Raw genomic sequence first — 24053 nt, 5'->3', positions numbered from 1 at the left:
GCAACCGTCAGACGGATTGGCGGTTCATCGAAGCACAAACCATAGGAGAATACCGATGGTCAGTGAAGCCGATCGTGATCCGCGTCACCATACCCAGAAAATGCAGACCTGCTTGCAGGAAACCATGGATCATCTGCGGGAAGACATTGAAAAGGTCGACGAGCCGCAACTGAAGGCGATGTTCGAAACCGCAGCCGAGGTGCTCGGCGGCCTGAAGAAGGCGTTCGGGGACTATGAAAAGAAGAACGAGGCCGCATGGCAATAGTACGACCTGATTGGCGAGAGTGGTGGTGTGCATGAGCGATGCCGCCAGCACTGACGGCATCGCCAGTCTGCTCCGCACTCTGCCGGACCGGTTGCCGCGGGCTGCAACCGTGGGAGACCTTCTACGGGCGATGGGCGATCAGGGGATTGCCGTCGTGCTCCTGATGTTCGCCATTCCTGCGATCATTCCAACGCCAGGCATTCCGGCAGGACTCGTGTTTGGTGTAGCTCTTGCTCTGTTATCGATGCAGATCATCTTCGGCGCCGAACGATTGCGGCTTCCTGGTCGACTGGCAGCCCTGAGTATACCTCGAGCCGTTGTTGAGCGGACGGCCACACATGGCGCTCCAATCCTCGCTAGGCTGGAGCGACACATGAGACCACGTGGCAGACTGCTTTCCCAGACTGCGATGCGGCCGGTACTCGGGCTAGTTATCCTCACGATGGCCATCCTGATCGCCCTGCCCATTCCCTTCGGCAATATGCTGCCGGGCCTGGCCGTGCTCATTACGGCTCTGGGAATGGCACAGCGCGATTCGCTGGCAATCGGCATAGGACTGCTGGTCGCAATGATCGCAGCGGCCGTTAGTGCCGGTATTCTTACCGGTAGCTGGTGGCTGATCGTGGATTGGATAGGTCTCGACACCGCTTCCAGCCAATCAGAGAGCTAAACCTCCTGCGCCTCGCCAAGGCTCCGGATCTGGTTCTGGAGACTCATCCGGTCCAGCGAAGCAAAAGGCAGACTGATAAAGATATTGAGGCGACGTTCCAGTCCGGTCAGCACCTGCGTGAACGCTTGTTTGCGCTCCCAGGCTTCACCCTCGACGAGGAGCGGGTCGGGGCACCGCCAGTGCGAGGTGATGGGCAAGCCCGGCCATTCCGGAAGTGGCTCACCGGCGGCGGTGTCACTGAGCGTGAAGACGAAGTCCAAGTCGGCGGCGCCTGCCTCCGCGAACGCCCCAAAATGCCGTGGCGTTATATTCTCTATCGGATAATCTGCCGTCCGCAACAGTTCCAAGACCGTCGGCTCGATGACCGGCGCAGGATCAACGGCCGCGCTCACGGCCTCGAAGCGACCCTTGCCGATCTTGTTCAGAATAGCTTCCGCCATCACGCTGCGCGCGGAGTTGCGGCGTGAAAGGAACAGTGCGTGATAGATCCCGTTTTGCATCAATCCCCCCCGGATAACGATATCGGAAATCGATACAGCGATGCCAATGTTGGGTGACAGTTTTATGAAGGGGACGGGAGATCTGCGACGCAGATCCTCTGTGAAAATCTGCAGGGTGGATGTCCTGGCAGAACATTGACCTTTTTAAAACCGGCCTGAACCTTATCGTGTGCCTGCCCATCCACGGCTGGCTCGCTTATTGCGCCACGTACATTCGGCGGTCAAATCGGCGCCGCCGCGGGTTGCGGGGATATTGTCACCCGAACAACGCCGCCTCGGCTTTGCGTCCGCGGCGATTAAAGATCCGCGCTGGAACAAGCTCTCGACGCTGGCGCCGCGGAACCGCTCCAAAGCGATCTCGCGGTTAGCACGCGAGCTGCTCAGTCCCTCAGAAGCCCAAACCGAAACGCCTCATCCATGAGAGCCTTGACGGATGAGGGTTGCCATTTCCGGCCGCCGCGAACCGGACGCTCTCCCATCTGGTCCAACTGACCTGCGATATCCCGCAGCGTCAAAGTCGGATCTGCGATCGCGATCGCCGCGACAAGCTTCATATGGCGATCGTCCACTGGTCTGCGGGGAGAGCGGGCCAACAGTTCGGAGTCCGCGAGCTTCTCTCTCACCAAACGATGGACGGCGCGGCGCAGGCGCTCGACAGTCCAGTCGTGGCCCTTCCGATTGAGGATCCGCACAACGTTGTCCCAGCTATGCTGCGGCCGAAGCCGCTTTACCGTCGGAAGCCAGGTTTGGGCAGACGTAATTAGTTCGTCGAGGTAGACCCGGTTCTTGGCGGCTGCGGCAGCACGGATCGCTTCTGGTCGTCGCTCACGAAGACCTGGATTGCCTGCTAGGCGACCACGTGCCTTGGCCGCCCTCATCCCCGACTTCGTGCGCTCGGCGATCAGTGCTCGCTCGAGCTGGGCCACAGCACCAAGGACCTGGAGTGAGAACATGCCCTGTGGCGTCGAAGTGTCGATCGGATCGCGCAGCGATCGGAAATGGACGCCTCGTTCCTCGAGGTTCTCGATGACATCGAGCAGATGACTGACCGAACGTGCCAGCCGGTCCAGCCGCACGACGACGAGGACGTCGCCGGCAGACAGCTCCTTCAGCACCCTGGCGAGAACCGGCCGGGTACGAGAGGCGCCAGAACCATGCTCCTGGTGAATACGCTCACAGCCGGCGGCCCGTAGTTCGTCGATCTGCGCATCGTGAATCTGGTCGTCGGTAGAAACGCGTGCATAGCCGATAAGCCGACGAGGCAAAGCAGGGGCGATGTTCTTCGCAGATTTTGCCATAGATTTTTCCCTGGTTCCGCTGCGTTTGTTCAAATAAGGAACGCATAGGTAATGGTTCCTTTGCAAGCGTGTTTTACGTGCTAAATGAGAGTCCGTACAGCGCGTTTTCCGATCCGGCGCGCATCTGGGGCCCTCCAGTGCGGCGATCGCGCGCTATCGGCGCTCTGAGGCGGAAATGCCGGAAAATAAGGCTCCAGGCGGCATCAACCTCGATGTTCATCTAAGGAATAGAGAAGAACGACCGAAATTCATCGCGAAATGTGGCGGCGCTTGCTTCGTCCGCGAAGAAAGGGAACGCTGCGTCGCAGCGTGCTGTCCGCCGAACTGGGGCGAAAAACGCCCGAAATAGCCGGGAATGTGGGGAATCCGCCGAATTCGGACGGCCGACATCGCTGATTTGCGACTCCAGATCAACTACCATCGATAACCGATCATTATCGATGGCCAGCGCTGCGCTGGTGCAATCTATCCAGTGGCGAACCCAAATGTGGAGATAGATTTCCTTTAAGAAATCATTTACCATAAAATCAATGACTTACGATCTCACGAAAATCAGCATGACAGCCCTGATTCAGCCGGCTTTCGACGCCGGCATCGCGCTCGCCCGTCTCGACGAGCGCATTGCCCGCTCGCCGGTCGGCGGAGGCTTTCTCGAGCGACAAAATTTCGCCGACGCCTGCGCCTCGCTGTGGATCGACGGCGAGCTCGTTCACCTCGAAGACCTCGTTCTCCACGACGCGCTTCGCGACACCCGCACGCCCACCCACGAACTGACCATCGCCCGCGACGTGCTGCGCACCCGCCGGCGCATTGCCGCTCAGGCGCCGGATTGGGCATTATCCACGGACGGTATCCAAACTTTGCGGCAGACCTCTGAGATTGCATCGACCGGCGCCGGCGAGACCGAGGCGGCCGGCGCCATACGGCCCGCGACCCCGATCAATGCTGAAGGGGAGGGGGACTATGGTGGTGATGCGGAAAATCTGCCCGGCGTTGACTATGCCGCTATCGATGCGCTGCTGGCGCGATCGGAGGCGGCGATTGAACACGCCAAGCGGCCCGGCCGCGCTGGCGCAGCGGAAAAAGATCCGCTCGTCTACGATCTCGACTGGGACGAAGATGCCCGGCTCTACGAATGGCGCGGCGTGCTGCGCCAGGCCGAAAATTTGCCGGCGGCGTTGCAGGCCATCATCGCCCTCGATGCCTGGAACGAGCTGTTAGTTCTTCAGCATGCCCCCTGGCTCGGCCGCTTGTTGGCCGCGGCGATCCTGCGCCAGGCCGGGATCACCACCGGCGCGCACCTTGCCGCCATCAATCTCGGCCTGAAAACCATTCCCGTCGATCGGCGCCGCCACCTTGACCGCGAGACCCGGCTGCTCGCCATCGCCCACGGGCTTTTGGCGGTCGCCGAGATTGGCATGAAAGAGCATGACCGGTTGACGCTGGCGAAAACGATGATGGACCGAAAACTGGAGGGGCGGCGGACGTCTTCGAAATTGCCGGAACTGATCGAGCTCGTCATGGCAAGGCCGCTGGTCTCGGCCGGGATGGTGGCGAAGACGCTCGACGTCACGCCGCAGGCGGCGCGGCGGATCGTTTTGGAACTTGGCCTGCGCGAGATGACGGGGAGGGGGAGGTTTCGGGCGTGGGGTATAGTTTGAATTCGAGAGTTCCGCCCCTGCTGTTTTCTGGTCGTCAGACATGTGATCCCGACAGCTGGTGCGCAATTCCTCGATGATTTGTCGGCTTCAAAATCCGTCTTGAGTTCTTCCGGCAATACCAAGGTTCTTTGCTGGGCGCTGGCCGTGTCGGTGCGGTAGTATTCTGACGTATACCTGTTCTATAGCTTGCAGATTAGTTCGTGGAGGAGAGGCGGATTGCATATCAAGGGCAGACATCCCGGGGCGGTCTGGAAGAAAACCGACTTTCAGATCCACACGCCGCGTGACTCGAACTGGTCGGGTTCAGGTCCGCTCCCAGGAGGGACCACAGATAGTGAGGCGGCACGGGAAGAGTGGGCGGACGTATTTGTCGCGAGGTGCCTCGAGAAGGGCATAGAGGCGATCGCCATAACCGACCATCATGATGTTGCGCTTTATCCGTACGTTGCCCGCGCGATTGAGCGATCAACCGCGGCCAAAGCCAGGATATGGCTGTTTCCGGGCGTCGAGGTGACCTGCCAGGATGCGGTCCAGTGCCTGATCCTTTTTGACGAGGGCACAGGTCACGATGTCACTCTTCGGATTTTCGGCATCATGCCACGGGTCGCCGCGCCGGATCTCAATCTCGGGCGAGCCCCGCAAGCTGATGTTTGTGGTAAGGATATCGCCGACTTCATCGGTTCTGCGATGGAGGACATCGCATTCCAGGGCCGAAGCATCGTACTGCCTCACGCCAGCAAGGGAGGCCACAAGGACATACTCCGCAAGGGTTTCCATCCGCGTTTCGCCGAGCTGGAGGTCGATGGTGTCTACAACGAGCAGCACTACGAAAAGCTGGACAAGGGAACTCTCGACAAGATCTATGGCGAGACCCCTGAATGGGGTGACCGTCGCCGTGGCATCCTGACTACCGGAGACAACCGTTCCGCATCATATGACGCACTCGGTTCAAACGCCTGCTGGGTGCGTTTGGGGGAGCCGACCGCGGAATCGATCAGGCAAGCTGTGCTAGCTGATCTCGCCAGGATCACATACGGTCCTCCGACAATCCCGAGCCAGCGGGTTCTTGAGCTTCGCGTATGTTCTTCGCTGACTGGACCCGGCATGGAGGTGACCTTCAACGACGGCTTTAATGCTTTTATCGGGGGCCGCGGGTCCGGCAAATCCGCGCTGCTCGAATACCTTCGGTTTGGCCTCGGCCGCAGTACGCTGGACACGGACGAGGGTGAGAGTTCGGAGCGCGAGAGAGACCTTGTCAGGTCGACACTGATCGGGGGGTACGTTGAGGTCGATCTTGAGCGTGACGGTGTGCGCGAAACCTGGCGTCGCACACTCAGTAGACTTTCTGTGATCGCGATACGCACCGAAGCTGGCGATGAAACGGATCTTCCCGTCGCCGTGGCTCAGGAGCGGTTTCGCGCGCGCGCCTTTTCCCAGCAGCAGCTCTCCACGTTGGTGCGCAAGGCGGAGACCGCAGACGAACAGATTACCGGCATCGCCGCCGCAGAAGCGGTCGACCAGCGGCGCGACACAGAGCAGCGGATCGAGGAAGCCGAGCGTGGGGTACGCCTCGCGTTCCAAACACTTGTCCAGGCATGGGCTTCTCAGGCCGCGTATGACCGCGAGCTAGCGAGGGTTGCAGACCTGAAAAGCAGACTCGATGCCACCGGCACCCGGCTTGAAGCTGGCGGCTTGAGCGAGGAACAGCGTGCTATCCTTGATCAGCATCAAGTCTACTCGAGAACCGAGAGACTGTTCGCAAGTGCTCTCGAGGACGTACAGGCGCGTCAGGCAACTCTGGAACGGATGCAGGCCCTCGATCTTGCTAGCTGGGAGCAGGCCATCGATATTCCGTCGGTGAGAGCGGTCAGGACGTCACTGGCGGAATCGTGCGCCAGGATGCAAGAACTGTCCGATGCAATGCAGCTCGAACTCTCCAATATCCATCAAGAGATCGAGCGACACCGCATGGTATTCGCTGGCGCCCACATCGAATTCGGGACGAGGTATGAGGAAGCGAACGCAGCGCAGCAGCACCTGTCTTCCATCCTGGGCGATCATCGCCGCCTTTCCGGCGAGCTGGAAACAGCGGAAGCTGCAGCGCGTGCCAGAGAATTCGGCGGTGGAAAAGTCGCCGAGGCACAGGAAGCGCTGCAGACCAGCCGGAGGGCGCTGTCTGATGAGGTCACGAAACTCCGTCGGATTCTAAACTCGTCGTCGGATCGGGTCGAACAGATGTCCAGTGGAACCCTGCGAGCCAGGGTCGACGAGGAACCGCTCCCACGTCGCCGCCTGGACGCGCTCATCGACCTTTGCGAGAAGTGCTCGTTCCGGGAACTAGAGCAGCGATGCTCGACCAAGGTTTCCGAAGCGAGCGCCAATGAGGGGCACGGCTGGGAGCAGTTCCTGCAGGGACTGCTGGAAATTCGACATAGCCTCGTCCATGCGGGGGAGGGATCGGAGATCGATCCAAACCTGATCGGCAAGATACGGCTCGCCTTGGGCTGGGACACGACTGACAAACAGGCGACGGCTGTCTTGGGACGGCTTGACGATGCTCGAATGGGGGAACTGTTGTCTGCCTGGTCGTCCCCATTCGTGCGGTTCGAATACCGGGATCGGGGTGGCTATATGCCGTTCGAAAGAGCTTCTCCGGGCCAGCAAGCCTCAGCTCTCCTCGCGCTTCTTCTGGAGCAAGAGGCTGGAACACTGATCATCGACCAGCCAGAGGATGATCTGGACAACAAGATCATCATGAAGATTGCGAAGCTTCTCCAGACCACCAAGCGGAAGCGACAGCTCATTTTTGCGACGCACAATCCCAACTTCGTGGTCAATGGCGACGCGGACAAAGTGATTGCGCTCACGCCGAGCGTTGAACCCGATAGTCCGAATGATTCCCAGGCGGCAAGGGTTGAAATCGAGGCCGATGGCGCGATCGAAACTCCAGCCGTCCGGACGACCATCACCGACACGATGGAGGGCGGCCGCGATGCGTTCGAACTGAGAGGTCGGAAATATGCGTTTTGACAGGGCTGCTCGCAAAAAGCAAAACGCCGATGTTTACGTAGAGGAAGTGGGCAACGTTCCCTACATCACAGTGGAATTCTTCGGGCTTTTCTCGCGCCTAGAGTTCGCCCTGCTTTCGTCCGGATACGCTGGCGGTGATATTGGCGAGAATGCCTGGGTCCTTTGGGATAGCTTCGCGAAGGATCTCCACAAGTCTTTCCTCGCTGAGGTGGCCGCCGACGCCGAGGCCGCAATCCTGTTTCGCGAACCAGCGCGCACCTTGACAAAGATCGCTGACGGGGGATGTGAATTCCGAGATGCGGCAATTCCTAAGACAGTACTGGATGTCCTGCTTCAGGTGAGGACGATACGGAACAACCTTTTCCACGGCTCGAAAGTGTATTTCACCGACCGTGACAGGGATCTTGTTTCGGCAGGCATACGCGCGATCCGACATATGCTTGACGCGATTGAGAGGTCCGAGAAGACGAGGAGGATCCAGGCAGCATGGGGCTATGCGCATGTAGGCCATCAATAACAGATGAAGAGCCTCAGCTCGGACGTTCCTAATTCTCGCCGCATCCATCGAAAGTCAGTGGATGGTGATATGGTTCACGGCAGCCGCCCTGAGCTGGAGCGTAAGAATCGCGCCTAATCTGGCTAAGCAAACGCTTAAGGTTCTCGAATACGAGTAATTGCACCGCGGCCGGATCACGCACGATCTGGGTGGCGAGTCGCTATGGTCGGAGAAATCCATATGTCCCGAGTAAAAGGTGAATGAATTCGGGTCTTATGTCGTAGACTTGCCTCGACACCAGAGCTCCGTCTGGATGCGCCTGGACGTGTTCGCCGCTCTTGACATCATAGTAGTTGAGAGCAACTTCCGGAGGCCAAGGGAATTTTTGGTCTAACGGCACTTCAGCAAATGGATTGAAGTAGACTTGAAATCCATCCAAGTGGGTTTCGTGATGGAACGACGAATGACGAACATGCATGTCGGCGCCGCCGATATGAGTTTCGCTTTCTCGCCGCTCTCTGACTAGGTAATCCAACGGGGCGAGCTGCACCCGATGCGTTCCAAGCTGCCAATGCTTCGGGTTGGGTTCAATATTTCGCTTATCGATCAGCCTGTACCGCGTTGAACGCACTAGCTTTTCGATCTTGCTCTCAACGACGGCTTTTCCGAAGGTCCCAACCGTTGAAAAGAAGACAGCGCTGATTTCCTTGAACGAATCGTTGGTGAAAATTCCCATCTGGACCGGTGAGCCCGATGCCTTCAAAATCGAGCTTATCCTGCCCTGCTTCCCGCGGTCTGGCCCGTGGAGCACGGGTGGCGCCAGTCCATACAGAACCATGTTAATGAGCTCGTTGTTCTGGGTGAGTGAGAGACTGCTATCGAAGGGGGCAATCGCGATAACGAACGGCCGACCGCGCACATGGCTCATTGATGAATAGGGGTGCTTTTTTACGTTGGATCCGCGGTAGAGATCCAGTTTGTCTCTGATCTTCCCGGCAAGCTTCAACGCACCACGCATTTTGAAATCTTGCTCGTCGAATGTCTTCCGCTGCGAGACAGTCGGCCGCTGATCGGAGATAACAGCTTCCACGTTGAACTCGTAGTTTCCGTGGCCTCGTGCGACAAAATCTGGAGCTGATTTCGAGAAATCTATGCTGCATCCTAAATCGCGCAGCGCCTGGTTCAGATAGATTTCCCACATCGACGAATTGAATGTAGTTTGAAATTCGTTGACGAACTTCTGGCTCTCTCCCTTCCGATCTAACATGCCGGTGGCCCAAGCTTGGATGACAGGCTGGACCTTCTTGTAATCGGGCGCGGCCGTAATGAGACGAAAGCTGTCATGGAGTTTTTCTTCTCGGAATCGAGGATCAAACAAGTCCAACATTACGGCACCATGTGGCTTTGGTCGTGCATCAAACTGGCCAGATAGCCTGCGATCTTACCACGGATCGCAATGCGATGGTCAATTGCCGATCGACAGCCAAGAACAACTTTATGTCGGTTGTTCAAGACTGGTCGAGGTCGCGTAAGTCTCGTGGCGCCGCGAAAATATTCGACATGCCCGTCAACAGCTCATCGGGCCTTCCGTGAACCTGCACGTTGAAGCGATGCCGCGACTTTGCTGGGAAAGCAACCAAAAACTCTTTGATGTCGGGAGACAACCCTTTGATGGCACCGAGTTTGAGGCTGAAGCTCCGGGCGTCCTTGACGGGCGGCGAGTCGAACCCGCTGACATAGAGGCTCTTTTGGCAGGCTTCGCGCGCAAAGCGTTTCATCTCACCCAAGTCGATCGAAACGGCGCCGCGCTCGATCGAAGCGCAGACAGAGAGGAAAACCATGTGAGCAGCTGCACCATCCATCGAATAGATTGAGCTAGTCTTTGTCAGCATTTCCTTCAGTTTAAATATGCCGACCTTGTTCAAGGCGAGCACCAGAACCCGCTCCATCAGCACAAGGGTCTTCTTTCGTCCAAGATAGTGGGCAAGCAAAGCGTAAGCCGGGCCGACACGGTTGATTGCCGTCGCTTTCGACATCACAACGACAAGAAAGTCTTCGATGTCCTGGTCGCTTCTGGCGTTCGCCAATAGGTATTCGTAATAGACATAAAGCCGGCCGGGCGTCGTATTGCCTTCGGACAGTTTTTGCTCCTCTTTAAGGATTGCAGGGTCACGGGAAGCTATCCGCAAGACGTCGGCGCTAACTGTTCCCTTGGCGTGCTCCAGACCGGCGCGGATGTTGGCGACCGCATCGGCAGGCCCTTCCGCGATGAAAGATAGGATCTCGCTGTTCATGAATCGAAAGAAGGTCGTGTACATCTCCACGCTGAACTTCTCGCGGCAAAAGAACTCTGCGACGAGGAACTCGACATAGCTCTTGTGCGGAAAATAGTAGATCTTAGGTCCTTTCGTGCCGATGACGGTCTGCCCACCAAGGTGCTCGACCACGGAGCCGACGATCACTTCCCTTAAGGCCGCTTCGCTTCCGCGAGAACTACGCACGGTTTGCGGGACGAATTCTGGAGGGACCTCGATCGCTCTGAAGCGGTTTTCCTTCTTTTCCGTCAGCAACCACCATGCCAGTCGCTGCATGAAGATCGTTCGCGGGTCACTATATCCGATCGCGGAATCACCCAGCTGTTCATCAGTGAGTTTGCGGCTTGCCTTCCCATGTTCGCGTAGGACGAAACGATAGATGAATTGGAAGTAGAGCTCGTATCGGCTAAATCTGCCTTCGGACATCGCCATGCTGCTCATGATCGTCGTGAACATGTTGAGCTGTACCGGCCGCGATAGGACATCCAGCTCATCGGCGAGCGCTCGGTCTTTGATTTCAACCAGTTGCGCGAAGTTTTCGTCACCAGCCTTCCGGGCGAGTACGTTGTCGAGATATGTGTCGACCTGCTCCCTGCGTAGCAAATCGACTTCGACTTTCCTCAACCGCTTGAGGTCGCCGAGCACACTGGTCAAAATGGAATCAATGACCGCATTTTCCTCGTCTGCGGAAAAGAACGAGTCTGGCCTGCCGAGAATGATCGTCTTCGAATTGCCTTGAAACAGGGTTGCCATATCCTCGAAAATGAACCTGAAATCATCGAGCGTCATGGCATGCCGCATCTCGTCGAAACCGTCGAGGATTAGAAGAAAATAGCCTTCGCGGTTCATTTCGATGAACAGGTTGTAGGCAAAGTTGCGGACGGCGGGTCCGCCATCGGCGCCGGTCATCGCCGAGCAGATCACGCTTTTTACATCTTGCTTGGTAAAGAGGTCACCCAACGTCAGCCGGATCGGGATGCGGTCGAATTCTCCCAAACGATAGCGTTCGGTCATCAACTTGCAGAAGTAGAGACTGAAGCTGGTTTTGCCGACACCATATCCGCCGTAGGTCAGAAGGATATTTTCGTTAGATGCGAGCCAGTCGAGGGCGGCCTGCTCGAGGGTTTTGCCCTGGCCCTTTACATTGGTGTGAATGAAATTCTTCGACGAGTCGTGGTTGCGAAACGCAGCTACGTTGTCTTGGAGCAAAAAATTGAAGTTCATCAGCGACGTGACAAACATATCAAACGACACATAGGCTGCGTTGTCCAATGTCCCCATTGACCGTGACGGCTGCTGCGAGAGCTCCTTCTCGCCAATGATCAACAGATTGTCGATCTCGCCCTTGTCCAAAGACGGCTTGTAGAGATTGTAGATTTCCGCAAGGTTCGAGGATGCGAGCCCTCTTCCCCAATCTTTGCACTCGATGGCAATTTTCCTCGGGAAGAACTGGTTGCTGGCGTCGACGTAGAAGACGTCGGCGGTCGTTATCGACAAACCCTTTTCAATTTCCACCTCATCGTGAACACACTTGAGGAGACCTGCGACCTTATCGCGAAGGGCAGACCCTGACGGTTTCAATTTTGCAGCCATTTCCGTAACAATGTCCTGTTTGTGCAAACGTCAGGATGACCAGCCTCGGCGACTGTTCAATAGCAATCAGATACCTGGTCGCCGTGATCAAAATCTTCTTTCGTTACGATTGCTCGCTGCGGTATGCTCCACCGGCAAGCGCGGAATGATTGGTGGTTGTGTATAGAGGCCCGAATTCCCCTACGTCACTTTGGTCTCGCTCAGACTGTCGCGGAGGGCGTCCATCAATCGCTCATCGAAGCCAGCGGAGAGTACGACGCTCGAGTTTCTCTGAAACGTCACGGAGCCGCGGGCTGATCGAAGCTTCAGTTGTACCTTTTCAAGCGTGTATTCCGATGGAGCGACGAACTTAATTGCCGCGTCGGCGACATCGCTGCTTCCTTTCACCACAACTTGTGCAACAGTATTCTCCCCTAGTGCGACCGATCCGATTTGTACCTTTTCGATAGAACCATAGAGGTCGACCATCTCACTAAATTTGTTCGCCCATACAAGGGGGTTCACGGTTTCTTCTTCGATTGTGAAATTCGCACCCAACACTTCTAGGAGTCTGCTAACGAGCTTTGAACTCGATCTTCCAGGGTCCCTTAACTCGATAACGTTTCGAGTAGAATCCAGACGGAACTGCGTTCTCACATATTCGATGACGTCAAACTGCTCCTTGAAGCCAAATGGATCGATCGCTTCGTGTGTCGTCTGGAGCCGCTGGATTAAAGATGCCTCAAGGACGTCGGAGCGCAATTGTTCGACAACGAAACCATCTGTCGACCCGTCTTTATACGGTGCATCCTTTAACTGAGCCGCGACGTCGCGCAGTGTCAGTCGCGTGAACAAGCCGAACCACCGGACGCGCATCACTTTTCGCCCTTGGCGATTGGGCGACTGGACCGGATGTCTGCCAGAACCGTCCGTGCTGTTTGTTCTAGAAGGGAGAACAACACTTTCTTGATCGCGTCGTCAGGTAGCTTGAAGTTGTGGGGGTAGCTTCCAGTGCGTTCCGAACGGCGAGAATGTCTTGCGCGATACTGAAACCCCGTTCCCTCCTGTGGGTTCTCGAACAGGGCCTCGAACTCAGCCTTGTCAAAAGGGTGCACCGTCTGGGTGGCTTCCCATTTGATCGCCGTGATGAAAAAGCCATCCTCCTCCATCTGCTTATACTGCTTTGACACCAAGAGGTCGTTACCGGTCAGGGCGACGTTCTTTACCAGGTTGATCATTTCAGATTTTGCGACGTCTTTCTCAGCAGTATCGTCATCGTCATCCAGTTCCAAATCATCCTCTGAGATCGATGCCGACGAGACCTTAAGCTTTGTAACGGTGTCTAATCTGAACCCAGACATCCTGGTTACTAGATTGACGAAAAACCGAGTACGGTCCTCTGGCGAAAGATCTTCGACCGCAACGCGTTCCTGTTGAAGCTGGCTCTTCTTTTTGCTTTCTAATTTTTCAATGAATATGTCGACGATCTCTCGGCCTTTGTCGTTCGCCGGGTAGCGGATCACGATGCCATCGTCCTCGACCTTGAAGTCTAACGTCGCGACTCTGTCTTGCCGCTGTGCAAGGGTTGTGCGTGAAAGATCAAACTCGCTATAGGCTACGCTCGCAGTCAGTGCCTCAGACGTTTTCTGTTGAACTGAGACGTTATCTCCCCTGCCATCCGTATCCGCATACTCTTTCATGACCTCTTTGATTTCGGCCACATCCAGTTTCATTTTGAGGGCAAGCGAACTGGTGCGTTCTCCTCTGGTGCCAGGCTCCGCATCTTTCACTAGCTCGACCACATCCTGTAGGTCATGGATCGTCATCGAGATATAATCCGCGAGATCTGCGCGGGTGGTCGAGGCTCCGAAGAACACCCCGCGCTCCCTTGTGGCGCGATGCAGAACGCCATCCGTGATCCTCTGCTTAGCCGAATACATCAGGTCGTAAAGCTCTTTGTCGGTAGCAAACAGACGTGGACGTTTATCCTGCATAGCTCATTCCAATCTCTTCGGTTGAGTACGATGCGAGAATCTCGGGGACGTGGGAAATCTTAATGCGCGAAAGGCGTTTAGCGAAATCCGTGTCTTGGTTTTCTCCAGTTATAGAGGCCACGTACTCTTGGGTTGCCTTCTGCAAGTTAGCCGACGCTTCTTTGTCGTCCGGTTGAACCTTGATGTCTATCCGCGTCTTGTTCACAATAAGCTCGTGCCTTCGCAAATAGTCGAGTAAGTACATCAGGCCTTCAACTGTGGTCGTACGGCGATGGAAAATGACAAATCCTTGCCGTTTCTCGTCTTCGTCGAAATGCTCTAGGATAATCCACGGGGACTTCAGCATCTCCATGGTTGCTGCCCGCGCACGCTCACTTCGGACAACTGTGTTTCTGACTAGCTGGGGGTAGAAGAAGGCGCAGCGTTCGCGAGGAGGAAGCCGGTTTGTCTCGTCTTCGTCACCGCGCATCCGTTGCAATTCATAAGCAACTCGCTGCAACCAATTTATCTCTTCCGGTCCAAGAACATACAGACGTGAGCGCTTCGGGATCTTGATGTCTTCCGGCCGAATGTCGGTAATCAGGCTATCAAATGACTTATGGAATTCCTTGTCGTGATTATAGACGAAGAGCAGTCCTGAAATCTCAAAAGTAGATGATTTGTGCGTATATCTGCTTTGCCAGACCTCACTAATTTCTGCACAAGACACTTGATCTGCGAGGCTCAGGATGGCGTCTTTCACTGCATTTCGCTTGATACTATCCTTGCCGTAGCTCTTGAGGTCGCATTGGATGTAGCTTCGAACGGTCGAATATGGCTCGTCATAGAAGAAGACGACATCGGTTGGATGGCTTTTAGCGTTGTGGGCTTCTCCTTGCTCACACGGCCAATTCTCGTTCATCGGACCGGTTTTCTGCCAAAGAAACTCAGCAAAGACCTTATTTGATAGGTCTTCTGCCATCTGCGCACGGTTCACAGTCTCAGCCATTCATAACTTCCTAATCCGATTCGCAGATTGAAATTACCATCACAAGTATTGCGGATCGCAGAGGTGGTTTGTTGGTCATCCACAAGTTGAAGGGCCGTAATGAAGTAAACATCTCGTTCCCAGAGGCGTTGCGCCCGAACTGCCAGCATTCAAGTCATCACATGATTGTCTCCACCTAATCTATGTCGGAGGTCGAGGCGTGCGATGAGAAGATGAATTCTGTAGAGGCGCTTGGTCGGCGCGTCGCATTCGCAACCGATATCGAGCTTGCCAACAGTTTCAATCCCAAGAGTTTGGCCGACAAGTGACAAACTGGTGGCGGACTGACGCCCGAACAAACGGCACGAGGCAGGGCTCGATCTCATTCTGAAACCGTCTTTGCTTTTAGCAAGGTGTTAAAAATGTTTGGACGGTCGGGATGGGGCAGTGAGTTTCAACAGAGCTTTATCGGCAATGTGTTGTCTGTGCGTACTAGGCGGTAGTCGTCCGGTTCGCGGCGTTCTCGGCGCCCCTGCCCGCGGCAATCGAAAGCGCTAATGAGGGAGCAGAGCATTCATTCTTCCCCCTTATTGCTTTCAAACCTCTCTTCGCGCTAAATACAAGAATATTGAGATACTTAGCTGTTCTACGTCATGGGTCGTCGGTTCGTTTCCCATCAAGAGCAGCAATCAAGATTTGTGCCTGAGCCTGTTCATCTATGCTTTTATTTAGCCTACAATTTACACGCTACTCAGTAACAGGCTAGTTTCGCTGTTTGAGACACCTTCGATCATGCGGACCTCGCGCAGAACTCGATCGAAATCCGAGAGGCTCGCAGCCCGGATATTCGCGACAAGATCCCAGTTGCCGTTCGTCGTGTGCAGCGAATAGACTTCGGTCAGGCCTCGCATTTTGCGAATGACTTGCGTCGTCGATTTGCCAACGACTTCGATCATCATGACGGCATGGACTGTCCGTTCATCATAGTCCTCCCGCACCCGAACGGTAAAGCCGAGCAGGGTCCCCGTTTCGATTAGTCGATCGAGCCGGTTCTGCACCGTGCCTCTTGCAACGCCCATTAGATCGGCAAGCTTTGCGAGCGATGCCCGCCCATCGGCGCGCAAGTGAGCGATGAGCCGGCGATCCAATTCGTCGGGAATATATTTCGCGATGCTCACAACTAGTCCTGTCAATTTAGCCAACCGTGTTGATCGATATGGCCATCCACGTGATTAAATTGATACTTTTTTGGCATTTTTGTCAATATTTTCGCACGGTATGATCGGAGCATGACGACACAAAAGGAAGTCACCATGCTCGCGTCACCGCCACCATCCGCCAAGGCCTTCGTGCCGTTCGTCAGCGTTGAAAACATGATGCGTCTCGTTCATCGCATCGGCATTGAAACTGTGCTCGTCGAACTGACCGACGAGATCGAGGCCGATTTTCGCCGCTGGCAAGTCTTCGACAAAACGCCGCGCGTTGCGTCGCACTCGTCCGACGGCGTGATCGAACTCATGCCCACCTCCGATGGTGAGGTTTACGGGTTCAAGTATGTAAACGGCCACCCCAAGAACATGGCCCACGGTCTGCAAACGGTGACGGCATTCGGCCTTCTCGCTGAGGTGTCGACCGGCTATCCGGTCCTTCTGACCGAGATGACGCTTTTGACCGCCCTGCGGACCGCCGCAACCTCGGCCATGGCCGCCCGCCATCTGGCGCGGGATGGCGTCAAGACCATGGCGATGATCGGCAATGGCGCCCAGGCCGAGTTCCAGGCGTTGGCCATGAAGGCCGTGCTCGGCATCCAAAACATCCGGCTCTACGACATCGACCCGCTGGCGACGGAGAAGGCGCGGCGCAATCTCTCGTCGGCAGGATTGAACGTCATTTCCTGCAAAACGGCGCAAGAGGCGATCGAGGGCGCCGGGATCATCACAACCTGCACGGCTGACAAGCAATACGCCACGATCCTAACCGACAACATGGTCGGCGCGGGTGTTCACATCAATGCGATCGGCGGAGACTGCCCCGGCAAGACCGAATTGCACCGCGATATCCTGTTGCGCGCCGACACCTTCGTCGAATATCCGCCGCAGACACGCATTGAAGGCGAAATCCAGCAGATGCCGGACGACTACCCGGTGACGGAGTTGTGGAAGGTTGTCACGGGCCAAGTTACAGGCCGTCACGAAGCGGCGCAGATCACCCTCTTCGACAGCGTTGGCTTCGCGATCGAGGATTTCTCTGCCTTGCGCTACATCAAGCGTAAGCTGGAGGGCACGGACCTCTATCAGGATCTCGACATCATCGCCGATCCGGACGATCCGCGGGATCTGTTCGGCATGTTTCAGCGGGCCCAGTGAGAACAAGATGCGCTACTCCGTTCAGTCTCCTTCCGCGGTCGTCATGGTTCGTCCGCACCACTTCACCGTCAACACCGAGACCGCTGCCGACAACAGCTTTCAGATTGCCAATGATAGCAGCGAGGATCTGTCGGCGAAGGCCTATGATGAGATAGGCCGCGCTGCGGAGATGCTCCGCAGCTATGGCGTCACCGTGCATCTTTTCGAGGACGAGGGCACGTCGACACCGGATTCAGTGTTTCCAAACAACTGGTTTTCCACCCATGCCGGCGGTCATGTCGCGATCTATCCGATGAAGGCTGAGAGCCGGCGGCGCGAGCGCCGCGCCGATATCATCGAGATGTTGAAGGCCCGGTATCGTGTGCAGGATGTCATCGACTATTCCGGGCTGGAGCCCGACGGGCTGTTCCTGGAGGGCACCGGCGCCATGGTCCTCGACCATATAGACCGGGTGGCTTACGCCGTCAGATCCGACAGGACCGATCCGATCGCGCTCGAGCGCTTTGCGACTCATTTCAATTTCGAGCCGATGGCCTTCGAGGCCCGCGATGCAAACGATCTTCCGATCTACCATACCAACGTCCTCATGTGTGTCGGCACCGAATTTGCGATGATCGGAACTGGGATGATCCGCGATGCGAAGCGGCGCGACGAGATGCTCGGGCGCCTTGCGCGTTTCGGGCGCCGCATCGTTGAACTCACCGATGCGCAGATCGAGAAATTCGCCGGCAATGCGCTGGAGCTGCAGGGACGCGACGGCCTCATCCTGGCACTGTCGACGACGGCGCTGGCCGCGCTGGATCATGCCCAGCGTGCCACCATCGAGGAAAGCGCTAAGCTTGTCGCGCTCGATATCCCGACCATCGAGCGGGCCGGCGGATCGGTGCGATGCACATTGGCGGGCATCCACCTGACGCCGCGTGACTGACGAGCGCCCAATGTACGACAAAGGAAAGGCCCGGATCGCTCCGGGCCTTTTGTTCGTTCAAGCGTCAGGCTGGCAAGGTCAGGCTGCCTGTCGCGCAAGGACACCGAGCGCCGTCGTGATCAAGCGGGCAAAGGCCAGGGCGCCGATGCCGTCGATGTCGCGCTCCGGCATGAACTCCACGAAGTCCATGGCAGCGATCCGGCCCTTTGCGGCTGCGCCCTTGATGAGGTCGACGGCCTGATAGTAGTTGAGGCCGCCCGGCCCGCGGGCGATGACGCCGGGGACGAGCGTCGATTCCATCGCGTCCGCGTCGATGCAGATGATAACGTTGCTGCCTTCGGGGATCAGGTCCAGAGCCGCGTCCAGGCCCTTCTTGTAGAGGTCGTAGGCGGTGACGAACTTGACGCCCCAGGCGAGCGCATCCTCATAGTCGCTGGTCGCCGCCGAGCCGATGCCACGCGCGCCGACCTGGATGATGCGCTCGATATGCGGCATTTCGGATGCCCGGCGCATGGTCGAGGAAAGGCCCATCCGCTCGCCCATGTGGATTTCGCGCCAGTCGATATGCGCGTCGATCTGCAGGATGGTGAACTTCTGCCCGTTGGCAGTGGCGCCGAGCGCTTCGAGCATGGGGATCGGGATCGAGTCGTCGCCGCCGAGCAGGACGGGCACCGCGCCGCGCTCCAGGATCTGGGTAACGGCACTGGTGATGGCCTGGCGATTGCCGGCTCCATCGCTTTCGTCAAACGGCAGATCGCCGCAATCGACCGGACGCAGCTTCGGATCCGGGAAGACCGGGCCGCCGTGGTCGAAATCGTGGCGATCGACGTTGGCAGTCATGGACGCTGTAGCCTGGCGAAGCGCATCGGGCGCGTTGCGGCAGTAGGCGCCGACGGCGGCATAGGGCGTGGCGCAGGGAACGCCGAGCAGTGCGACCGGCGCTTCAAGCGTCGTCAGGTCTTCGCAGGATTCGAGACCGAGAAAGGTCTTCGTTTCGGTCGCGCCGAACAATGCGCCGAGATCCACCTTGGTTGACATGCAGGTTCTCCTTCGTCTCGTCGATACGAGTGTTCATGAGGGGAGGGTGTGTGGGAAAGCCTTCAGTTGATGCGGGCTTCGAGGTAACCGGCCCAGCGCTTCTCAACGATCTGGAATGCCGAGACCAACACGAAAGTCAGGGTCAGATAGATCGCAGCCGCGGTGACGTAGGGCTCGAACTGAATGTAGTAATTCAGCGTGATGGATCGGGCGACGCCCGTCACTTCCAGCAGCGTAACCGTGCTGGCGAGCGACGTCGCATGCAACATCATGATCATTTCATTCCCGTAGAGCGGTAGCGATCGTGTCAGCATGGCCGGGATCTGGATGCGGCGCGCCTGCGTGAAGGGCGACATGCCGTAGGCGCGCGCGGCCTCGATTTCGCCGACGGGAATGTGGCGCAGTCCGCCCGCGAAGATCTCGGTCGTATAGGCCGTCGTGTTCAGGACGAATGCGGCGATCACGCACACCAGCGGATCGGAAAGCCAGGGCCAGAAGACGCTTTCGCGCACGGCGCCGAACTGGGCAAGGCCGAAATAGATCAGGAACAGCTGCACCAGAAGCGGCGTGCCGCGGAACACAACCGTATAGCTCATCACGCCGTAGCGGATGGCGCGGTTGTCGCTGTTTCGCAGAAACGCCAGCGGCACGGCCAGGAAGAAGGAGGTCGCCAGCGACGCGAAGGTCAATAGCAGCGTCAGCTTCGCTCCTTCCAAATATTGCGGAAGGTTTTCGGAAATCACATCCCAGTTCATGACGACAACTTTCGAATGCCGACATCGAAGCGGCGGCTGGCAAGCGACAGAAGCCCGATGGAGACCAGCGTCAGCACCAGAAAGAATGCCGCCGCGACGAGATAGAAGGTGAAGGGCATCGCCGTGGCCTCGGCCGCGCCCTTGGCGCGAAACATCACGTCCTGCAGCCCGATCAGCGACACCAGCGCAGTACCCTTTGCAAGAACCAGCCAATTGTTCGTGAAGCCGGGTAGCGCAAGGCGGATCAGTTGCGGGAGCATGATGCGGACGAACATGCGCTGCTTGGTCAGGCCATAGGCGACTGCGGCTTCAATCTGCCCCTTCGATATGTTCTGCAACGCCGTCTTGAAGGTTTCGGTCATGTAGGCGCCGAAGATCACGCCGAGCGTGGCGATGCCGGCGGCAACAGGCGAAAACTCTATTCTCAGGTCCCAACCGAGAGCTTCTATGCCCTGATTGAGAAGCGCCGGCAGGCTGTAGTAGACCAGAAGCATAACCACCAGATCGGGGATGCCGCGCACGATAAATGTGTAGGCTCCCGCGCATCGGCGAAGTGCCGCACTTCCCGACAGCTTGGCGAAGGCTGCGGCCAGACCGAGAAGTGTTGCGACGATCAGCGAGGAGACGGCTACCAGCAGGGTCGTCGACCCTGCTGTCAGAATTGCCGTGGCGTAGTCCCAGACCATTCGTTTACTCGCCGAAATACTTGGCGTTGAGAGCCTTGAGTTGGCCGTTTTCGCGGACGGTGGCTAGACCCTGATTGATCTGCTCGACCAGTTTGGTGTTCTTCTTGTTGATGGCGATGGCAACGCCTTCGCCGAATTCCTTGGCATCCTGGCCGGTCAGCTGCGGGCCAACCAGTTCGAAGTCCTTGCCGGAGTCATCCTTCAGGAAGCTATGGATGATCTGTGCCTGATAGCTGATGTGCAGGTCGGCGCGGCCGGCAGTCAATTCGAGATAGGGCGCGCTGCCGCTGTCGTAGCGCTTGATGGTTGCCTGTGGAAAATGCGCGGTGACGTAAGCGTCCATCGGCGTGCCGGTCTGGACGGCAATCGTCTTGCCCTTCAGGCCTTCCGAGGTGAACTCGAACTGCGAGCCTTTCTTGGCGACGAAGCGGAAAGTGGGGTGGTCGTAGATATCGCTGAAGGCGATGACCTTGCGGCGCTTGTCGGTCACCGTGAGCTGGGAAATCAGCGCGTCGTACTTGCCGTCAATAAGGCCGGGAATCATGCCATCCCAGGCAGCATTGAAGATATCGCAGTCGAGTTTCGCTGCGTCGCAGATCGCTTGCATCAGTTCTACGTCATAGCCGACGACCTTGCCGCTGGCATCGACGGATTCAAACGGAGGAAACGTGGCGTCCGTGGCAATCTTGAGCTGCTCGGCCGCATTGGCGCCGGTGATCGTCATCAAAAGCGCGGCGAATAAGGAAGTTGTCTGCAATCTCATGGCAATGCTCCTCTGCGGTCCTTGTTGTTATAGGGGAATGGATGACTGGGCCGTCGATCAGTGTTTCAGTCGACCGGCAAGAAACTGTTGCAGGCGCGGGCTCTGTGTCTGGGTGAAAATGGCTTCAGGCGTGCCTTCTTCCTCGACGCGTCCTTCGTGCAGAAACAAGACGCGGCTGGAGGCGTGGCGGGCAAAGCCCATTTCATGAGTGACGACAACCATGGTTCGCCCCTCTTCGGCCAACGCCTGCATGACCTTGAGAACCTCGCTCACAAGCTCGGGATCGAGCGCCGAGGTCGGCTCGTCGAACAGCATCACATCAGGATTCATGCTCAGCGCCCGCGCGATTGCAACGCGCTGCTGCTGGCCGCCGGAAAGATGCGCCGGGTATTTTTCGAGGACGTTCTGGCCGAGGCCGACCTTGGCAAGGTTCGCTTTAGCGCGTTCTCGCGCTTCGATCTTCGACAGGCCGAGAACGCTGACCGGGGCCTCAACGACATTCTCGAGCACGGTCATATGGGACCAGAGGCAGAAGTTCTGGAACACCATCGACAGTTTGGTGCGAACCCGCCGTAGCTGGTTTTTGTCGACTGGCTTCAGGGTTCCGTCGCTATCCTTGATGGTCGCAAGGACTTCCCCGTCGATCGCAATCGATCCGGCACTGGGGCGTTCGAGGAAGTTGATGCACCTTAGGAAGGTGCTCTTGCCCGAGCCGCTTGCACCGATCATGCTGATGACGTCTCCGGCATGAGCATTCAAGGTGACGCCTTTCAGCACCTCATGGTGGCCATAGGATTTATGGATATCGGTTGCGCTCAGCTTCATATTGAATTCCCCAGCGTGTGGCTCACGCTTGCCTAATTAATTGCCAGATAGACGGATGATGCAATTTTGCACAAATGATCTTTCATCACCCGATTCATGATCCTGTTTCATGATTTACAGGAACAAGACCCACGAACGTGGGCTTGCTGCTTGCAATTTGTGACCTGAAATCAGTTGTTTGGAAGGCTGGTCAGGGCAGCGTATCGAGTGCTGCGTCGCGACCGAAACTTGCCAGAAGCCATCGGAGGAACAAGCGCGAAGCTGAGCGGCTGATGCTGGATGGGCTGCAGACGACGTGCCAGCCACCGAACGCGTCGATTGAAAACGCGAAGGGCTTTACCAGTATTCCGCGCTTCATGTCGCCGACAGAGAGGGTGTCGCTGACCAGCGCAGCGCCGGCGCCGTGCACGGCCAAATCGATCGCCATGCCGAGATCGCTGCAATAAAGATGCCGCGCCTGCTGATCGACTTCGGGCGCGCCAGCCTCGTAAAGCCATCTGCGCCATTCGGAGCCGTCGTCCTGATGCAGCAGCGTCGTATAGCGCAGATCGGCCGGCTTTGTGAATGTGCCGCCAATCCTTTCGAAGAGAAGCGGGCTGCAGACCGGGGTGATGTTGACATGTGCCAGCAGCGCCGACCATCGGTCGGCCCAGCCGCCGGGACCGAAGGAAATGCCGACGTCCACGTCACTCAGGTCGTGAACGCGCTGGTTCTCCACAAGCCGGATATGGCACTCGATTGCCGGGTGGTCCTGGCAGAACTCGTAGAGATTCTTGGCGAGCCAGGTGTTGGCGAACATCGGTGGACAGGCGATATCCAGCCTCCCTTGAACCTGATCGGCGTCAGCCAGCCGAAGTGCTGCGCCGAGGATGTCCTGCATCGCCGAGGAAACAGTCTTTGCAAACATTCTGCCCGCGTCGCTCAAAACGACGCCTCGGCCGGACTTGATGAAAAGCTCGCAACCGAGCGCCTCTTCCAGCCTTCGGATCTGATGGCTGACGGCGCTATCCGTCAGGCTGAGCTCCGCAGCCGCTTTTGAATGGCTCTGGTGACGCGCGGCGGCTTCGAACGTCTTTAGTGTAGCGAGCGGAAGGTTGCGAAGGTTGGGCAAACGGGCAGTCATGAGGTTGGCCGTACTCAATGGCGAGTAGGACAGGTCGGAGTAAGGCATTACATTCAAACCCCACCCTATCATAGTTTCACCCCGAGTGTAGTCGGACCTGACTCACCAGGCTGATGCTGCGCATGGTGGTTAGCTTTCATCAACTATGCGGCGAACGGAATGCAGCTCGACCAGGCTTACGAGCTGGACGCAGTCGCGGCTGTCATCCTGGGCGGCACGTCTTCTGTTGGTGGCATCGGCTCGATCTGGTGCACGCTGCTTGGCGCGATGATCATCGCCGTGCACTCAAGCGGATTGATCCTCACGGGTGTTCCCGATGTCTGGCAGCAGATCGTCAAGGGTCTGATCATCATCGGCGCGTTGGCGCTGGAACGGTTTCGTCTGCAGCATGGTGCTAGAACTTAATACATCCGGGTGTGACCTGTTTCCGCTCGGAACGGTTCTCGATGTCGCCCGTAACTAGAGGCGACTATACGCGCCGTCGTGCTCGGCCAATCATCATCAGTGGACAGGTGAAAGAGCACGCGGAACTATCTGGCGGCTCGATGGTTCTTTCTTCCGCGCCGGGGGAGGGCTCATGGTGACAATCGTTCTTCCCCCAGCTGTCGGGGCCATAGGAACAGTGAGTAGTTGTTGATGACGGCGTTGCTCTCGCGTCTGTGATTGTCTTGAGTAAGAACCATCAAAAGCCTTCAAAAGGCCGTACCCGTACCAACCAATCCGGCCTGCGCCTGCGCCTCTTCGATCCGTTGGGATCAACTCGCCGCTCTCCGCCAGCCGGGATTGCGCGCAAAACTTCGG

21 protein-coding genes and 1 pseudogene are annotated in these 24053 nt (G+C 57.2%); 8 read left to right on the top strand and 14 right to left on the bottom strand.

The window, feature by feature from the left end:
* Positions 1 to 55 precede the first annotated feature (55 nt).
* Positions 56 to 265, top strand: coding sequence for a hypothetical protein (locus JNB88_RS22160; RefSeq protein ID WP_220357288.1), 210 nt, complete (start codon positions 56 to 58; stop codon positions 263 to 265).
* Positions 266 to 296: 31 nt separating this feature from the next.
* Positions 297 to 935 carry an exopolysaccharide biosynthesis protein gene (locus JNB88_RS22155; RefSeq protein ID WP_220357287.1) on the top strand — a complete coding sequence of 213 codons (639 nt, stop codon included), beginning with the start codon at positions 297 to 299 and terminating at the stop codon, positions 933 to 935.
* Here the strand turns inward: JNB88_RS22155 and JNB88_RS22150 are convergent.
* Entirely contained in the window at positions 932 to 1435 is a 504-nt protein-coding gene (locus JNB88_RS22150; protein ID WP_220357286.1) for an arsenate reductase/protein-tyrosine-phosphatase family protein, read from the bottom strand. The two genes, JNB88_RS22155 and JNB88_RS22150, sit on opposite strands and share 4 nt — an antisense overlap.
* A gap of 380 nt (positions 1436 to 1815) precedes the next feature.
* Positions 1816 to 2733 carry a recombinase family protein gene (locus JNB88_RS22145; RefSeq protein WP_220357285.1) on the bottom strand — a complete coding sequence of 306 codons (918 nt, stop codon included), beginning with the start codon at positions 2731 to 2733 and terminating at the stop codon, positions 1816 to 1818.
* Between the two features lie 530 nt (positions 2734 to 3263).
* Between JNB88_RS22145 and JNB88_RS22140 the strand changes: the two genes are divergently transcribed.
* The 3 genes from JNB88_RS22140 (at position 3264) to JNB88_RS22130 (ending at position 7941) form a co-directional block, all read left to right on the top strand.
* Positions 3264 to 4394 (top strand): RHE_PE00001 family protein, encoded by a 1131-nt coding sequence (locus JNB88_RS22140; RefSeq protein WP_220357284.1) that lies wholly within the window; start codon positions 3264 to 3266, stop codon positions 4392 to 4394.
* A 216-nt stretch (positions 4395 to 4610) separates the two neighbouring features.
* Positions 4611 to 7424 (top strand): TrlF family AAA-like ATPase, encoded by a 2814-nt coding sequence (locus JNB88_RS22135; protein WP_220357283.1) that lies wholly within the window; start codon positions 4611 to 4613, stop codon positions 7422 to 7424.
* A complete protein-coding gene (locus tag JNB88_RS22130; RefSeq protein WP_220357282.1) occupies positions 7414 to 7941 on the top strand; it encodes a hypothetical protein in 528 nt (175 codons plus the stop codon). Before JNB88_RS22135 ends, JNB88_RS22130 begins: the two co-directional genes overlap by 11 nt.
* Positions 7942 to 8140: 199 nt before the next feature.
* Here JNB88_RS22130 and JNB88_RS33730 read toward each other — a convergent pair whose 3' ends face one another.
* From JNB88_RS33730 to JNB88_RS22100, 6 genes are all read right to left on the bottom strand, one after another.
* Positions 8141 to 9307, bottom strand: coding sequence for a hypothetical protein (locus JNB88_RS33730; RefSeq protein ID WP_223217280.1), 1167 nt, complete (start codon positions 9305 to 9307; stop codon positions 8141 to 8143).
* 121 nt (positions 9308 to 9428) lie between these two features.
* Positions 9429 to 11828: an NACHT domain-containing protein gene (locus tag JNB88_RS22120; protein WP_220357281.1), complete on the bottom strand. Its 2400-nt coding sequence runs from the start codon at positions 11826 to 11828 to the stop codon at positions 9429 to 9431.
* A gap of 180 nt (positions 11829 to 12008) precedes the next feature.
* Entirely contained in the window at positions 12009 to 12662 is a 654-nt protein-coding gene (locus JNB88_RS22115; protein ID WP_220357280.1) for a hypothetical protein, read from the bottom strand.
* Between the two features lie 20 nt (positions 12663 to 12682).
* Positions 12683 to 13801 (bottom strand): hypothetical protein, encoded by a 1119-nt coding sequence (locus tag JNB88_RS22110; RefSeq protein WP_220357279.1) that lies wholly within the window; start codon positions 13799 to 13801, stop codon positions 12683 to 12685.
* Positions 13791 to 14789 carry a PD-(D/E)XK nuclease domain-containing protein gene (locus JNB88_RS22105; protein ID WP_220357278.1) on the bottom strand — a complete coding sequence of 333 codons (999 nt, stop codon included), beginning with the start codon at positions 14787 to 14789 and terminating at the stop codon, positions 13791 to 13793. Before JNB88_RS22105 ends, JNB88_RS22110 begins: the two co-directional genes overlap by 11 nt.
* A gap of 719 nt (positions 14790 to 15508) precedes the next feature.
* On the bottom strand, positions 15509 to 15946 hold the full coding sequence (locus JNB88_RS22100; protein WP_220357277.1) for an Lrp/AsnC family transcriptional regulator: 438 nt from the start codon (positions 15944 to 15946) through the stop codon (positions 15509 to 15511).
* 111 nt (positions 15947 to 16057) lie between these two features.
* Here JNB88_RS22100 and JNB88_RS22095 point away from each other — a divergent pair, with 111 nt between their 5' ends.
* Positions 16058 to 17134 carry an ornithine cyclodeaminase gene (locus JNB88_RS22095; protein ID WP_276572938.1) on the top strand — a complete coding sequence of 359 codons (1077 nt, stop codon included), beginning with the start codon at positions 16058 to 16060 and terminating at the stop codon, positions 17132 to 17134.
* A gap of 7 nt (positions 17135 to 17141) precedes the next feature.
* Complete coding sequence (gene ctlX / locus JNB88_RS22090; RefSeq protein WP_223217279.1) at positions 17142 to 18062, top strand: citrulline utilization hydrolase CtlX; 921 nt, start codon at positions 17142 to 17144, stop codon at positions 18060 to 18062.
* A 78-nt stretch (positions 18063 to 18140) separates the two neighbouring features.
* On the opposite strand, the gene JNB88_RS22085 is transcribed toward ctlX, so the two are convergent.
* The 6 genes from JNB88_RS22085 to JNB88_RS22060 form a co-directional block, all read right to left on the bottom strand.
* Complete coding sequence (locus JNB88_RS22085) at positions 18141 to 19100, bottom strand: arginase family protein (protein WP_220357276.1); 960 nt, start codon at positions 19098 to 19100, stop codon at positions 18141 to 18143.
* 62 nt (positions 19101 to 19162) lie between these two features.
* Positions 19163 to 19855 carry an ABC transporter permease gene (locus JNB88_RS22080; protein WP_220357275.1) on the bottom strand — a complete coding sequence of 231 codons (693 nt, stop codon included), beginning with the start codon at positions 19853 to 19855 and terminating at the stop codon, positions 19163 to 19165.
* Entirely contained in the window at positions 19852 to 20541 is a 690-nt protein-coding gene (locus tag JNB88_RS22075) for an ABC transporter permease (RefSeq protein ID WP_220357274.1), read from the bottom strand. Before JNB88_RS22075 ends, JNB88_RS22080 begins: the two co-directional genes overlap by 4 nt.
* Before the next feature lie 4 nt (positions 20542 to 20545).
* The gene (locus JNB88_RS22070) at positions 20546 to 21304 is read right to left on the bottom strand and encodes a transporter substrate-binding domain-containing protein (RefSeq protein WP_220357273.1); all 759 of its coding nucleotides are present in this window, start codon (positions 21302 to 21304) and stop codon (positions 20546 to 20548) included.
* Between the two features lie 57 nt (positions 21305 to 21361).
* Positions 21362 to 22129 carry an ABC transporter ATP-binding protein gene (locus JNB88_RS22065; RefSeq protein WP_220357272.1) on the bottom strand — a complete coding sequence of 256 codons (768 nt, stop codon included), beginning with the start codon at positions 22127 to 22129 and terminating at the stop codon, positions 21362 to 21364.
* A gap of 190 nt (positions 22130 to 22319) precedes the next feature.
* Entirely contained in the window at positions 22320 to 23300 is a 981-nt protein-coding gene (locus JNB88_RS22060; protein WP_220357271.1) for a LysR substrate-binding domain-containing protein, read from the bottom strand.
* A gap of 96 nt (positions 23301 to 23396) precedes the next feature.
* Here JNB88_RS22060 and JNB88_RS22055 point away from each other — a divergent pair.
* A pseudogene (locus JNB88_RS22055) lies at positions 23397 to 23657 on the top strand (ABC transporter permease subunit); the annotation flags it as partial.
* Between the last annotated feature and the right edge of the window lie 396 nt (positions 23658 to 24053).

It is taken from the genome of Rhizobium cauense (assembly GCF_019511525.1).
Classification (GTDB): domain Bacteria; phylum Pseudomonadota; class Alphaproteobacteria; order Rhizobiales; family Rhizobiaceae; genus Rhizobium; species Rhizobium cauense.
Note: the sequence above shows the minus strand (reverse complement) of the source record. Positions and strands in the feature narration are given on the sequence as shown.